Here is a 14,298-nt window from a genome sequence, read left to right as displayed (position 1 = left end):
GGGTCGTGGGCGGTCAGGAGCAGATGAGCTTCGCGTCCGCCCAGTCCGCGTGGTCGCTGTCGTTGCCGTCGCCGCCGTCGTCCACGACGAGCCGCACATTCTGCGCGCCGGTCACGTCGGCCGTGAGCGCCTTGCCGCCCATGGCGTTGGTGACCACGCCGCTGTCGGCGACCGTCGTGCCGTCCGCGACGACCGTGAAGCGGACGGTGCCCTTGCCGTTCTTCTCGTCGTCCACGCCGACCGTCGCCGTCACCGTGGAGCAGACGCCGCCGAGGTAGTAGGCGATGTCGCTCGGCGCGTGCACCCCGAGGCCCTTGGCGTAGACGGTGCCGCCGAGTGTGATCGGACTGCCGTCGTCCGCCCCGGTCTCACCGTTGCTGCGGTCGCGTTCGACCGGCCCCCACCCGTTGCTCGACGTCGTCCAGGGCAGGTCGCTGAGGTAGCTGGTCCCCGCGGGCGGCGGCACCTTGACGGCGACGCTGCCGACCAACGGCACCGTGACGGTACGGCCGTTGACCAGATCGCGGTAGCTGACCGTGCCGGTGACCGGATACGCGCCCGGCCGCGCGTCGGCGGGCACGGTGACCGTCCACGGTGTGATGAGGGTCTGGCCGCCGGGCAGCAGCAGGCTGCCGGTGGCGCCGGTCGCGCGGACCGTCCAGCCGTCGGGGCCGGTCAGCCGCACCTTCACCGTCGCGGCGGGCAGCGAGCCGAGGTCGGTGGCGTACGTGGACACGGTCGCGCTGTGGCCCGGCTCGATGTGGTCGGGCCCGGTGACCCCGGTGTCGAACAGCGGCGGCGCGAGGACCGCGCGGGGATCGGTGCCGACCCGCAGCAGGACGGTGCCGTGCGCGGGCACGGTCGCGGACAGGCCGCCCGCGCTCTGGTAGTCGGTGTGCGACCACAGGTCGCGCACCGAGTAGTTGCCGCGCTTGGGCAGTCCCGCGGCCCGCGCGGTGGTGGAGATCCGCTGCGCCTGGTCGCCCGAGTTGAACAGGGCCACCGCCCGCTCGCCGCCTGCCAGCTTCTTGCTGAGCACGTACCGGCCGCCGTCGGAGGAGACCACGGCGGCCTGGCTGCCGAGCGGGTCCTGGTCGAGGGCGATGACGTCCTTGTTGCCGAGGATCGACAGGGTCTGCGGGGTCGCCTTGCGCAGGTCGGTGCCGATCAGCAGCGGCGAGTTCATCATCGACCAGAGCGAGAAGTGCGTGCGGTACTCGGTGTCGGTCATGCCGCCGTTGCCGACCTCCAGCATGTCGGGGTCGTTCCAGCGGCCGGGGCCCGCGTACGGCGCCAGCGGCATGTTGTCCTCGGCGATGGACAGCATGCTCGTCCAGTTGTCGCTGATGTCGCCCGTGGTGCGCCACGAGTTGCCGACGTCACCGGCCCACTCCCACGGGTTCTGCACGCCCCACTCGCACAGCGAGTACACGATCGGGCGGCCGGTGGCGGCCAGCGCGTCGCGCATCGCGGTGTACCGCCTGACGTAGTCCTCGCGGGTGCCGTCGCTGGTGTTGTTGCAGTTGTCGTACTTGAGGTAGTCCACACCCCAGTCCGCGAAGGTCCGCGCGTCCGTCGTCTCGTGGCCGAGGCTGCCCGGGTACCCGGCGCAGGTCGCCGTGCCCGCGTCCTCGTAGATGCCGAGCTTGAGTCCCTTGCCGTGCACGTAGTCGGCGGTGCCCTTGATGCCGTCGGGGAACTTCACCGGGTCGGGGACCAGGCGGCCGTCGGCGTCGCGGGTGTGCGTCATCCAGCAGTCGTCGATGTTGACGTAGGTGTATCCGGCGCTCTTCAGACCGGAGCTGACCAGGTAGTCGGCGGTCTGCTCGATCAGGGCCTGGCTGACGTCGCAGCCGAAGGCGTTCCAGTCGTTGAAGCCCATCGGGGGCGTACGGGCGAGGCTGTTGTCGAGTGCGGCGGCGGGGGTGGCGGTGACCACCGCACCGGCCGTGACGGCCGCGCCCGCGAGGGCGCCGCCCCACAGGGTGCAGGCGGTGGCGCAGGCGAGCAGCCTGCGGACGAGTCGTGGCATGGAGAATCCTCTGCTCGCGGGGTGGGCGAGGCGGACCGGAGGTCCGCGGATGCGCGCCGTGGGACTGATCGTGTGCGGATCGCTGGCATTTCGACGCTTTGACTCAACGGAACTGAACAGAGTCGAGCAAATTTCTTCGCGGCGACACGTTAGGAGCCGTGCGGGGCCATGACAAGACTTCGGTCAGATTCACCAGAAGTGTCGACACTCAACGGGGTGGGGGTACGGATCGCTGGCCCCTGGACAGGGGGTATCCCCCCTGCTTCAATCGGGTCCCGTGGTCGAGTGTCGACACTTCAGGGGAAACGCGGTGCTCCCTCACCTCGACGAGGAGGGACCCGGGCATCCGCGGGCGCAGCGGCACCGGCGACGTACAACTCGCGGACTACTCTTGCGGCTTCTTCGACCTTCATCGCGTCGCGACACACATGAGAGAACGGGAGGCGAGTGGCGTGAGGTCCCTCGACGACGTCAATGACCTGCGGACCTGGCTCGAACTGGCCGGGGAACTCGGTGAGGTCCGCACCCTCTCCGGCGCGCACTGGGACAAGGAGATCGGCGCCGCGTCCGAGGTCAACTACAAACGCCCCTCGCCGCCCGCGCTGCTCTTCGACGACATCGAGGGCTACCGGCCCGGCCAGCGAGTGCTCACCGCCAGCATGGCCAACGCCCGCAGGCTCGGCATGACCCTGCGGCTCGGCACCGACCTGGACGACCGCGGTCTGGTCGAGGCGCTGCGCACCCGCCCCAACGAGTGGGTGGAGAACGCCGGGAAGTACCCCGTCGAGGCCGTCGACCGGGGCCCCGTCACCGAGAACGTGATCACCGCGGCCGACGCCGACCTGCTCGCCTTCCCCGTGCCGAAATGGCACGAGAACGACGGCGGCCGGTACATCGGCACCGGCTGCGCCGTCTTCACCACCGACCCGGCCACCGGCGTCCTCAACGCGGGCGCGTACCGCATGCAGGTGCAGAACGGCGGGCGGGCGGCGAGCATCAACATGGAGGCGGGCAAGCACGGCGCCGCGCACGTCCGCGAGTGGTTCGCCCGCGAGGGCCGGGCGCCGGTCACCGCCTCGCTCGGCCACGACCCGCTGCTGCTGGTCGTCGCGGGCACCGAGGTGCCCACAGGACTGTCGGAACTGGAGTACGCCGGGGCCGTGTTGGGCCGCCCCGTCGAGGTGATCCGCGGCGAGGTCACCGGGCTGCCGATCCCCGCGACCGCCGAAATAGCCGTCGAGGGCTGGCTGTATCCCGAACGCCGGGAGCAGGAAGGGCCGTTCGGCGAGTGGACCGGCTACTACAGCGGCGGCACCGAGGCCGTGCTCACCATGGACGTCGAGCGGATCTACCACCGCCACGACCCGATCCTGCTCGGCGCCCCTCCCGGCAAGCCGCCGCACGACTACTCCTACATGCGCAGCGTGATGAAGTCCGCGATGATCCAGGACGCGCTGGTGCGGTCAGGACTGCCCGGCGTCGAGGGCGTCTGGGCCCACGAGGTCGGCGGCGGACGGCAGTTGCTCGCGGTGTCGATCCACCAGAACTACGCGGGTCACGCCCGGCAGGCGGGCTACCTCACCTCGCAGCTCCCGCAGGCCGCGTACATGAACAAATTCGTGGTCGTCGTGGACGCCGACGTCGACCCGCGCAGCCTCAACGACGTGATGTGGGCGGTCTGCACCCGCACCGACCCCGCCGACGACATCGAGACGATGCGGCAGACGTGGGGGAGCAGGGTCGACCCGCTGCGCGCACCCGGCCTGCCGCCGTTCAACACCCGCGCCGTGATCGACGCCTGCCGCCCCTGGACCCGGCTCAAGGACTTCCCGCGGGTCGCGGAGGCCAGCAGGGAACTGGTCGACCACGTGATACGCCGCTGGCCGGACATCCTGGGCGGTGCCAGGTGACAGCCCGGCCGTCGACAGGATCGCCGACGAGATCGCGGTGGCCGCCGCCCCGAAGCGGTCGCCCTCGACCGGGCCCGCACCGCGGCGGACGCCCCCGGCGGGGCCGCGCGGTCCAGGAGCGCCCGCGACGCGCAGGCCCGCTGATGTCGACCGGCGGGTCAGTCCGGGGAGCCCGTCCACCCCGAGCGCTCCACCGCCGCCAGACCGCGCAGAACGATGGACCGTGTGAGCGCGACGGCCAGTTCCGCCTCGCCGTCGGCGTACGCGCGGACCAGCCTGCGGTGGTCCTCCACCGACGTGTCGAGGCGGCCGGGCAGGGAGAGGCTGAGGTGACGCAGATGCAGGGTCCTGATGCCGACCGAGTCGAGGACGGCGCGCACGGTCTCGTTCCCGGCCAGCCGCGCCTCGGTGTTGCGGAAGTCCACGATCAGCCAGAAGTACCGCTCCAGGTCCCCGGCCGCCGCGGCCTCCTCGAGACGGGCCTGAACGCCGTCGAAGACCTCGATCTCACCGGCCGTGCGGTGGGCGATGATCCGGCGGCTCACCAGCCCGTACAGCTCGGACCGCAGCTCGTAGATCTCCCGGACCTCGGTGAGGCCCAGGCGGCGCACGCGGGGGCGCTTGCGGGCCGCGATCTCGACCAGGCCCTCGCGCTCCAGGGTCTGCAACGCCTCGCGCACCGGGGTCCGGCTGCTGCTGAACTGCCGGGCGAGTTCCACGGAGTTGAGGTCGTCGCCCGGCTTCAGCCGGCCCTCGATGATCGCGCTGCCGACCGAGACCAGGATGCGGGCCGCCACGCTGTCCAGGTCCTCCGACCGGCGCAGCACCCGCAGGATCTCCCGCTCACCGGCCGTCAGCGGCGGTCCGGACGCACGCGGGGCGTCCCGGCCCTCCCCGTTGACCGCCATCGCGTCACCCACCGCCTCTCCGCTCACGGCCGCCCGCCCACGCCCGCGGGTTCTCCCGGCACTTCGCGGGCCCTCCTCGCGACTCATGGAAGGGTCTGTCATGGATCACCACATCACACCACGGGTGGCACGGGTCGTCGGAATCACCGGAGCCGGCGGCACGCCGTACGCCGCGGCCGTCATCCGCGGGCCGCTCGACGCGGGTGAGGCCGTCGACCTCGGGGCCCGCACCCCGGAGGAGACGGCGGTGCCCGTGGCCGCCGGGTTCGTCACGTGCCGTTGGGGCGGTACGGGGTTGCCGCTGACCGGGCTGAGCGGCGACACCCACCGCCCCGCGGCCTGAGACCGGTCCCGCGGGCTGAGACCGCCCCTGCGGCCTGAGCCCAGGCCCTCGGGCTGAGACCGGCCCCGGCCCCCGTACCCTCCCGTACCGCCCCCGTCGGCTCGCGGCCGACCCGGTGCGTCAGGCCAGGACCCGCCGGTGCAGCGCCGTCACCGCCTTGCGCGCGGAGGTGAAGGCGCCGTGCTGCCAGGCGTCCATGTAGCTGAGCCAGTCACCGGCGAAGTACACATGCCCGGTCGGCTCGTTGAGCGGCTGGTAGCGGGCGGCGTCCGGGCCGCCGGGCGTGCTGTGCCAGGCGGCCTCCTGGTACGGGAACTGCCGCCAGTGGTGCGAGAAGGACGTGGCCAGCTCCGTACGGTACTTCTCGCCGTAGATCTTCACGCCCGCGGCGACCGCCCGCGCCTCGCGGGCCTTGGGGCTCAGCGCCGCGTAGGAGTCGGCCTTGGAACCGGTGTTGTAGTAGCCGATCAGCAGACCGCGCCTGCCGTGGAAGCCGTAGGACGGGTGCCAGATGTGGGTGACGTCGAGGTCGGTCTCGGTGATCCCGCCGTAGATCCGGTGGTCGGTCTCCCACCAGCGCGAGGCGTACTCCAGGCCGATCTTGCCCGCCGAGGACGGGGTGATGGCCTCAAGTGCCGACTGCACGCCCGCGCCCAGATTGTGCGGCACCTTGGCGAGGATGTTCGGCGGCATGGCGGCGACGCAGAAGTCCGCGTCGACCGTGCGCGTCCTGCCCCCCTGGGTGTACGTGACGGTGACGCCGTGCGCGGTGTCGGTGACCTTCGTGACCGCGCAGCCCGTCCGCACCCTGCGCGTGCCGACCGCGGCGGCCAGCGCGTGGGGTATCCGGTCCATGCCGCCGACCGGCTGGAACATCAGCATCGCCTGGTCGAACTCGAACTCGAAGGCGAAGTAGCGGCCGACGCCGGTCGCGAAGATCTCGGAGGCGGTCGGCACGTCGCCCGCCACCACGCCCGGTGTGCCCGCGGCGCCCGGCCAGGCCGAGTAGCCGCGCCGCGAACCGCCGCTGTAGTCGAGGGTGTTGCCGATCGCGCCGTAGTCCTTGAGGAATTCGACCAGCTTCTCCTGGTCGGCGGCGGTCAGGTCCTTGTCCAGCGCGCCCTGGTCGGTGGCCTTGGCCAGCAACTCGCTGACGTAGCCCAGCACATCGGCCTTGGCGCTGCGGTAACGCATGGGCTCGGTCATTCCGGCCGACTCGTTGTAGAGGTAGGTGTCGGCGTTGACGTTGGTGAACACCTCGATGGGCACGCCGAGTTCACGGCAGTAGTCGAGCGTGACCATCCACTGGGCGATCCGCGCGGGACCGGCGTTCATGTACTGGCCGTCGGAGAAGCGGGCGGTCTGCCGGTTGCCGTACAGGTCGGTGGTGGTGTCGCCGCCGCGTACGGTGAAGTTGCGGCCGCCGGGCCGGTCGCGGGCCTCCAGGACCGTACAGTCGTAGCCCGCCTTGCCCAGTTCGTAGGCGGTCGTCAGTCCGGCGATGCCGCCGCCGAGCACGACGACCTTGGCGGCGGCGCGGCCGGTGAGGTGGAAGTCGCCCGGCCGCGGCGCGCGGTACGGCGCCCCGCGCGTGGCCGCCTCCGCGCCGGGCGCCAGACCCAGCGCACCCATCGTGGCCAGCATCGCTCCCGCGCCGCCGGTGGCCCCGACGGCGCGCAGGAAGTCACGGCGATTGAACGGTGTCATCTGTCATGTCCCCTTTCGCTCATGGCGCGGGGAACTCTCGCAGCGGCGTGTTACACCACGTCAGTTGACTTGTGTCACAGAGGTAATGCACTCCTCGCCGGGCCACAGATTCGGACAGGTCGTGCCCGGCCGAAGCCAAAGAAAGCAACAAATATTGACGGGGTCGAACAGGGGGCGTACTTTCCGAGCCGGTCGACCCCGCGTGTCCTTCACGTCCCTCCCGCACCCGTCACGTCCCCCAGGCGTTCGATCCGGGCCCCCACGCCCGGCTCGGGCCGCCCGTCCCCGCAGGCACCGCTCGTCTCCGCTCCACCCCCCACCCCAAGGAGCACCGCATGCGCAAAAGGAGATACACCGCCCGCTGGAAAGCCCTGCTGACCTCGGTCGTGGCCACCCTCGGCCTGGTCTTCAGCGCCTTCATCAGCCTGCCGGGCACCGCGCAGGCCGCCGGTTCGCTGCCCTGTGACCTCTACGGCGCGGCGGGCACCCCCTGCGTCGCCGCGCACAGCACCACCCGCGCCCTGTTCTCCGCGTACAACGGCCCGCTGTACCAGGTCACGCGCGCCTCGGACGGCGGCAAGGCCGACATCGGGCTGCTGGCCACGGGCGGTTACGCCAACGCCGAGCAGCAGGACGTCTTCTGTGCCAACACCACCTGCCGCATCTCCAAGGTCTACGACCAGACCTCGCGCCACAACGACCTGCTGCCGGGCCCCGCGGGCACGGCAGGCGGCGTGGACCGAGGGGCGGACGCGAGCGAGATCGCGGTGCACGCGGGCGGCCACAAGGTGTACGGCATCTGGATCTCGCCGGGCGTCGGCTACCGCTACACCGGCGCGGCCTCCGGCGTCCCCGTCAACGGCCAGCCCGAGGGCGTCTACATGGTCGCCAGCGGCACCCACGTCGGCTCCGACTGCTGCTTCGACTACGGCAACGCCGAGAGCACGCCGTCCGACACCGGCAACGGCCACATGGACGCCGTGAGCATCGCCACCACCTGCTACTTCGCGCCGTGCAACGGCTCGGGCCCCTGGGTCGAGGCCGACATGGAGAACGGCATGTTCCAGGGCGACAACGGTTCCAACACGGCCAACGCGGGCAACAAGAGCGCCTACGTCACGGCGGTGCTGAAGAACAACGGGCAGACGACGTACGCCATCAAGGGCGGCGACTCCCAATCGGGGGGCCTGTCGACCTGGTGGAACGGGTCGCTGCCGACCCGGGGCGGCTACAAACCGATGCACCAGGAGGGCGGCATCATCCTGGGCACCGGCGGTGACAACAGCAACCGCAACATGGGCACCTTCTTCGAGGGCGTGATGGTCGCCGGTTATCCGACCGACGCCGCCGAGAACGCCGTCCAGGCGAATATCGTCTCCGTCGGCTACTCGGGCCAGACCAATGTGCCCAACGGCCCGCAGGGCACGATCACCGGCCCCGGCGGCAAGTGCGTGGACGTCGCCGCCGACGACACCGGGGTCAACGGCGCGGCCGTGCAGCTCTGGGACTGCCAGACGTACGCCGAGGACCAGCACTGGACGCACAACGCCGACAACTCGCTGAGTACGATCGGCCGTTGCCTGGACATCAACGGCAACGGGACGGCCAACAACACGCAGGTCGAGCTGTGGGACTGCAACGGCGTCGGCGGCCAGAAGTGGATCCAGCGCTCCGACGGCTCGCTGTTCAACCCGCAGTCGGGCCGCTGCCTCGACTCGCCGAGCGGCGCCACCGGGAACGGCACCCGCCTCCAGATCTACGACTGCAACGGCAGCGCGGCGCAGAAATTCGCCGTCAAGGGCGGCGCCCCGGTGCCCGCGCCCGCCGGGAAGTGCGTGGACGTCGCCGCCGACGACACGGGCGTCAACGGCACCGCCGTGCAGCTCTGGGACTGCCAGTCCTGGGCCGCCGACCAGCACTGGTACCACAACGCCAACGGCTCGCTGAGCACGATCGGCCGTTGCCTGGACATCAACGGCAACGGCACGGCGAACAACACGCAGGTCGAGCTGTGGGACTGCAACGGCGTCGGCGGCCAGGTCTGGCAGCAGCAGGCCGACGGCTCGCTGCTCAACCCGCAGTCGGGCCGCTGCCTCGACGACCCCAACAGCGCAGGCGCCAACGGCACCCGGCTCCAGATCTACGACTGCAACGGCAGCGCCGCGCAGAAGTTCACCCTCAACTGACAGAGCGCGCAACGCACGTGTGACCGAGGTGGCGCGGGCCCGGTGCCCGCGCCACCTCCGTCGCGCTCACGTCCGGGCCGACGCGTCCGCCGCTCCGCGGACGGGGAGCGTACGGCCCAGCCGGGCGAGCGGGGACAGGGAGATCACCAGCGGGGAGAGCAGCATGCCCGCCGCCGCCACCAGGAAGCCGGTGCGCAGACCGCACTGCGCCGCGAGGAGACCGCCGAGCAGCGAGCCGAGCGGGGCCGTCCCCATGCCGACGAAGCCGATCGTCGCCGCCGCGCGGCCCTGCATCTCGTCCGGAGTGACGGTCTGCCGCACCGCCATCAGCGTCACACTGACCAGCTGACCGCACGCGCCGAACGTCAGGTTGACCGCCACGAGCGCCGGAACGGTCAGCGCGCCGCCGCCGTGCAGCGCGGGTACGCCGATCATCACGCTGTCGCCGAGCACGGCCGCGCACGCGAGCACCGGGCCGTGGCCGAACCGGCCCGGCAGCCGGGCCGCCAGCAGCGAACCCACCAGCGCGCCGGGCCCCGTCGCCGCGAGCACCAGCCCGACGACAGCGCCCGACAGGCCCAACTCCCTGGGCAGGAACAGCAGATAGACGGTCATCGTCGCCGCGAAGGCGCACTGGAAGGCGGCGGAGGCGAGGCACACCGCCCGCAACGACGGTTCACCGACGACGAATCCGACCCCCTCGCGAATCCGCCGCCGGACAGCGGGCGTACGTCCCGAGCGCCGAGGCACCGCCTCGCCGCGCCGAATCCGCCGGATCGACACGAACGACAGCGCGAAGAACAGCGCGCTGGACGCGAGCGCGACCGCCGCCGACAGCAGCGACACCAGCACACCGCCGAGCGCCGGGCCGCCGATCTGCGCCGCCGACCTGCTGCCTTCGAGCGCGCTGTTGGCGCTGACCAGTTGGTCGCGGTCCAACAGCCGTACGACAGACGCCTGATACGCCACGTCGAAGAAGACCGACAGCGCCCCGACGCCGAACGCGGCCACCAGCAGCACCGGCAGACCGAGCCCGCCGAGCAGGCACGCCACGGCCACCGCCCCCAGCGCCAGCGCCCGCCCGCAGTCCGCCGCCACCATGACCGTACGGGTCCGCCATCCGTCCACCCACGCCCCGACGAACAGCGACAGCAGCGGTATCGGCGCCTGCCCCACCGCCCGCAGCACCCCGACCTCACCGCCGTCGGCGCCCAGCAGCAGCACCGCGATCAGCGGCAGGACCACCGCGCTCCCGTGCTCCCCGAGCTGCGAGACCGTCTGCCCCACCCATAACCAGCGGAAATCCCGGTCCCGCCACAGCCCTGGCGGTCCCGGCGATCGCGGCGGCCCCTGCGGCCCCTGCGACCCGGGCGTCTCCGGAGCCGCGGGCGGCTCGGCGGCCTTCGCGGGAACGCCTCCGTCGTCAGCGCGCGCCGGAACGGCCGACCACCCCTTCGTCTCCTCGGAACCGCTCAGTCATGGGCCCCGGGGACCCTAGCCCCCGGGCGGCGAAGGGCGCACCCGAATTGTTGGCGGGGCCGGCCGGACCCGGCGTACCGGCAGGTCGGGGCGCGTCGCGGCGGTCCGACCCGCCCTGTGACGCCCAGGTGAATTCCCGGCCATGAGAGATCCGCATGGGGTGTTATATCCACTCATGTGGGATTTGCGGCATTTATTATGCGCTAGAGTCTTGACCAGCGCTTTACATATGTCGCAGAGGTGAGCCGAGGAGGATACGTCATGGAACGGGATGTCCTCGTCGTAGGCGCATCCGCGACCATGTCGGAAGTCCTCCCCACGGCATCGCCGTATTTTCCCCGGGTCGCGCGTGTCGAGAACGCGCCTCGGGACGCCGTACCTGATACGGACCCCCTTTCCGCGCCTTACTGCTGACAGCGTCCGGCTCCCACGCCGGGCGCTGTGGCAGGAGCGCTGCGGCACGCCACCGCATAACGCGCGTCGTCACCCGGCACAGAACTCTGCCGGGTGACGCGCATGCTGGCGTCCGCGACCGGCACTCACGCACCCGCGTCCCGATGGAGCACGTTCATGGAACCAACCGCCCGCGCCCGAAAGACCCCGCTGCCGGGAGTCGGGGCCCGCTATGACATGACGACCGAGTCCGGCCGCCACCTGTCGGTGGTCGTGCACCAGGACGGCAGGCGGTTCCTGGCGTTCCATGACCCCGAGGACGACGACGCCTGCAAGGACGCGACCGCGCTCGCGCCCCACGAGGCGTCCGCGCTGGCCGACCTGCTGACCCCCGACCCCGTCGGCCACCTGCAACAACACCTTGAGATCGACCTGGTCACCGAACACATCACCGTGAGCAAACGCTCGCCGTACGCGGGCCGCACGCTCGGCGACACGCAGGTACGCACCCGTACCGGCGCCTCGATCGTCGCCGTGCTCCGCCGCACCTCCGCCGTGCCCTCGCCCACCCCCGACTTCCGCTTCGCCGTCGGCGACACCCTCGTGGTCGTCGGCACCCGCGAAGGCGTCGGCGCCGTCGCCGAACTGATCACAGGAGGATAGAAACCTGTGCACAACACGACCGACATGCTCATCGAACTCGGAGCGATCATCCTCGCCCTGGGCATCCTCGGCCGCCTCGCGGGACGTGTCGGCTTCTCGCCGATCCCGCTCTACCTGCTCGCGGGACTCGCCTTCGGCAAAGGCGGACTGATCCCGCTCCAGGCCAGCGAGGAATTCGTCGCGACCGGCGCCGAGATCGGTGTCGTATTGCTGCTTCTCCTCCTGGGTCTGGAATACAGTGCCTCGGAACTCGTCACCAATCTCAAGACCCAATATCCGTCCGGCGCGGTCGACTTCGTCCTCAACGCATTGCCGGGCGCCGCCGCCGCGATCCTCCTCGGCTGGGGTCCGGTCGCGGCCGTCGCGCTCGCCGGAGTGACGTGGATCTCCTCCTCGGGTGTGATCGCCAAGGTCCTCGGCGACCTCGGCCGCCTCGGCAACCGTGAGACCCCGCTCATTCTGGGTGTGCTGGTCCTCGAAGACCTCTCGATGGCGGTCTATCTGCCGATCCTGAGCGCCCTGCTGGCGGGCGTGAGTCTCGCGGGCGGCACCCTCACTCTGCTGATCTCGCTCGGCACGGTCGGGATCGTCCTGTACGTGGCGCTGCGCCACGGGCGGCTGATCAGCCGCGCCGTCTCCTCCGACAATCCCGAGATGCTGCTGCTGGTCGTGCTCGGCCTGACCCTGCTGGTGGCCGGTGTCGCGCAACAGCTCCAGGTCTCCGCCGCCGTCGGCGCCTTCCTGGTCGGCATCGCGCTCTCCGGTGAGGTCGCCGAAGGCGCCCGCAATCTCCTGACCCCGCTGCGGGACCTGTTCGCGGCGGTCTTCTTCGTCTTCTTCGGCCTGAGCACCATCCCCGCCGACATCCCGCCGGTCCTGGTCCCCGCGCTGATCCTGGCCGTCGTCACGACCCTCACCAAGATCGCCACCGGCTGGTACGCGGCGCGCAGGGCCGGAATCCGGCCCGCCGGACGGTGGCGGGCGGGCGGCACGCTGGTCGCGCGCGGCGAGTTCTCCATCGTCATCGCGGGACTCGCGGTCGGTGTCGAGCCCCGGATCGGGCCGCTGGCCACCGCGTATGTGCTGATCCTGGTCGTCCTCGGCCCGCTCACCGCCCGCTGGACCGAGCCCATCGCCCGCAAACTCACCGGGGCCATCCGCCGCCCGGAACCCGCGCCCGCCGCTCCCGCGGTCGAGTTGGTCAAGTCGGTGGAGCCGGTCGAGTCGGTCGAGCCGGTCGAGCCGGTGGAGATCGACGTGGACGCGGATGCCGATCCGGCGCCCAGCCGTACGTGACCTCCGCGCGGCAGGGGGCCGGGGCGTGGCCTGTCAGGCCCCCAGCCCGCGGACGTCACGCGAGGGGGCGGAGCGGCGGTCGAGCTGACTGACCATCACCCGCACCACCGTGACGACATCGGGATCGTCCACCAGATAGACCTGCCGTCGGCCCTCGCGCCGTGAGTGCACGAGCCCGGCGAGCTTGAGCTTGGCCAGGTGCTGGCTGACCGCGGGCAGGGTCGCGCCGACCCGCTCGGCCAGCCCCGTGACGTCGCAGTCGCCCTCGGACAGGATCCAGACGATCTGGAGTCGCATGGTCGACGCCAGCAAGCCGAAGGAAGCGGCGGCGTTCTGGAACAACTCCGGGCTGGGGTCGCCGAACTCCGCGGCAGACCTCGTCACGTGAACCTCCCTGACCGCAGCGGCTTTTCCGAGCACCAGAGTACGCATGCGGCGCCCGCGGTCCGCGCCGCTGGCATGATACTCTCAGTCAGTTGCGTAATTATGCAATCATGCAACTGGGAAGATTATCCTGATGCGTACGCGCGGGCAGACAAGGTGACGTGCCGCGCGTCGACACACGCCGGGGCGGGGATGATGGACAGCGGCAAGCGGCCGGACGACATCTACCGGGCTGACTTCGCCCAGGTTCTCGATCAGGCGCTGCGCGGCGAGCGCGTCCGGCTCGCGCTCCGCGCCCTGCCGGGCGCGCCCAACACCGAGCAGTTGCGGACGGCCGCCCTGGCCGACGCCGACGCCATCGGTGCCACCGCGGCGCCCGAGTACGAGCGGTACACCGGCCTGCGCGCGCACTCCCGCGGCCGGGTCCGCCCGGTCGTGCGCGCGGTCGGCGGCCCCGGCGTCCTCGCCACCCTGGCCGTCCTGGTCCCGATGCTGAGCGGTATCGCGGCGGCGATCTTCCTGGTGCTGGGGTACGGGATCAGGGCCGTCGCGAGCGGCGCGGGAATCAGCGCCCCGCTGATCGACATCGGCTTCCTGTGCGCGGCGGTCTTCGGCGTCAGCCTGCTGATCGGCCTGGCCGGACTGGCGCTGACCGCCCGGCGCGACGGCGCGGTCACGCGCGAGAGCCGGGACGTGGCCGAGGCCCACGAGGCATGGCGGCAGGCGCTGCTGGTGCGGGGCGTACTGCCGTATCTGCTCGACCGGTTGGCGCGCGAGGCGGGGGCCGCCGCTCCCCGCGCGGTCGGCCCGCCGCCGGTCGGCGTCGACCTGGTACGCCAACGGCCGCGCCTGGGCTACAGCAGCCCGGGCTTCAGCTCGGGCGACGGCGTGAGCCTGGTGCGACAGCGGCCCCGGCTCGGCTACAGCAGCCCCGGCTTCAGCAGCCCGAACGACGGCGAGCGGTGACAACGGCCTGACCCGCCAAGGCGCTTGATCC

At 71.5% G+C, this 14,298-nt stretch carries 11 protein-coding genes; 6 read left to right on the top strand and 5 right to left on the bottom strand.

Translation table 11 applies throughout. The features are described 5' to 3' along the window. Positions 1 to 13 precede the first annotated feature (13 nt). On the bottom strand, positions 14 to 2,032 hold the full coding sequence (locus tag ABZX65_RS01640; RefSeq protein ID WP_355333185.1) for an NPCBM/NEW2 domain-containing protein: 2,019 nt from the start codon (positions 2,030 to 2,032) through the stop codon (positions 14 to 16). A gap of 452 nt (positions 2,033 to 2,484) precedes the next feature. Between ABZX65_RS01640 and ABZX65_RS01635 the strand changes: the two genes are divergently transcribed. Further along, complete coding sequence (locus ABZX65_RS01635; protein ID WP_355333182.1) at positions 2,485 to 3,942, top strand: UbiD family decarboxylase; 1,458 nt, start codon at positions 2,485 to 2,487, stop codon at positions 3,940 to 3,942. A 158-nt stretch (positions 3,943 to 4,100) separates the two neighbouring features. On the opposite strand, the gene ABZX65_RS01630 is transcribed toward ABZX65_RS01635, so the two are convergent. After that, a complete protein-coding gene (locus ABZX65_RS01630; protein ID WP_355333180.1) occupies positions 4,101 to 4,862 on the bottom strand; it encodes a GntR family transcriptional regulator in 762 nt (253 codons plus the stop codon). A gap of 88 nt (positions 4,863 to 4,950) precedes the next feature. On the opposite strand from ABZX65_RS01630, the gene ABZX65_RS01625 reads away from it, so the two are divergent. Beyond that, on the top strand, positions 4,951 to 5,193 hold the full coding sequence (locus tag ABZX65_RS01625; protein WP_355333178.1) for a hypothetical protein: 243 nt from the start codon (positions 4,951 to 4,953) through the stop codon (positions 5,191 to 5,193). A 120-nt stretch (positions 5,194 to 5,313) separates the two neighbouring features. Here the strand turns inward: ABZX65_RS01625 and ABZX65_RS01620 are convergent, their stop codons facing one another. Next, on the bottom strand, positions 5,314 to 6,837 hold the full coding sequence (locus ABZX65_RS01620) for an FAD-dependent oxidoreductase (protein WP_355333596.1): 1,524 nt from the start codon (positions 6,835 to 6,837) through the stop codon (positions 5,314 to 5,316). A 398-nt stretch (positions 6,838 to 7,235) separates the two neighbouring features. Here ABZX65_RS01620 and ABZX65_RS01615 point away from each other — a divergent pair, with 398 nt between their 5' ends. Then, positions 7,236 to 9,086, top strand: coding sequence for an arabinofuranosidase catalytic domain-containing protein (locus ABZX65_RS01615; RefSeq protein ID WP_355333176.1), 1,851 nt, complete (start codon positions 7,236 to 7,238; stop codon positions 9,084 to 9,086). A gap of 66 nt (positions 9,087 to 9,152) precedes the next feature. Here the strand turns inward: ABZX65_RS01615 and ABZX65_RS01610 are convergent, their stop codons facing one another. Then, positions 9,153 to 10,406: an MFS transporter gene (locus ABZX65_RS01610; protein WP_355333594.1), complete on the bottom strand. Its 1,254-nt coding sequence runs from the start codon at positions 10,404 to 10,406 to the stop codon at positions 9,153 to 9,155. A 729-nt stretch (positions 10,407 to 11,135) separates the two neighbouring features. Between ABZX65_RS01610 and ABZX65_RS01605 the strand changes: the two genes are divergently transcribed. Together ABZX65_RS01605 and ABZX65_RS01600 are read left to right on the top strand one after the other, a co-directional pair. Further along, positions 11,136 to 11,621: a TrkA C-terminal domain-containing protein gene (locus tag ABZX65_RS01605; protein ID WP_355333174.1), complete on the top strand. Its 486-nt coding sequence runs from the start codon at positions 11,136 to 11,138 to the stop codon at positions 11,619 to 11,621. A gap of 6 nt (positions 11,622 to 11,627) precedes the next feature. Next, complete coding sequence (locus ABZX65_RS01600) at positions 11,628 to 12,917, top strand: cation:proton antiporter (RefSeq protein ID WP_355333171.1); 1,290 nt, start codon at positions 11,628 to 11,630, stop codon at positions 12,915 to 12,917. A gap of 33 nt (positions 12,918 to 12,950) precedes the next feature. Here the strand turns inward: ABZX65_RS01600 and ABZX65_RS01595 are convergent, their stop codons facing one another. Then, on the bottom strand, positions 12,951 to 13,301 hold the full coding sequence (locus ABZX65_RS01595) for a metalloregulator ArsR/SmtB family transcription factor (protein ID WP_317452846.1): 351 nt from the start codon (positions 13,299 to 13,301) through the stop codon (positions 12,951 to 12,953). Positions 13,302 to 13,496: 195 nt separating this feature from the next. On the opposite strand from ABZX65_RS01595, the gene ABZX65_RS01590 reads away from it, so the two are divergent. Further along, a complete protein-coding gene (locus tag ABZX65_RS01590) occupies positions 13,497 to 14,267 on the top strand; it encodes a hypothetical protein (protein WP_355333169.1) in 771 nt (256 codons plus the stop codon). Positions 14,268 to 14,298 lie beyond the last annotated feature (31 nt).

This window comes from Streptomyces sp. NPDC003300 (assembly GCF_040610915.1).
In the GTDB taxonomy this organism is placed as follows: domain Bacteria; phylum Actinomycetota; class Actinomycetes; order Streptomycetales; family Streptomycetaceae; genus Actinacidiphila.
This window is presented reverse-complemented; position numbering and strand designations above follow the sequence as displayed.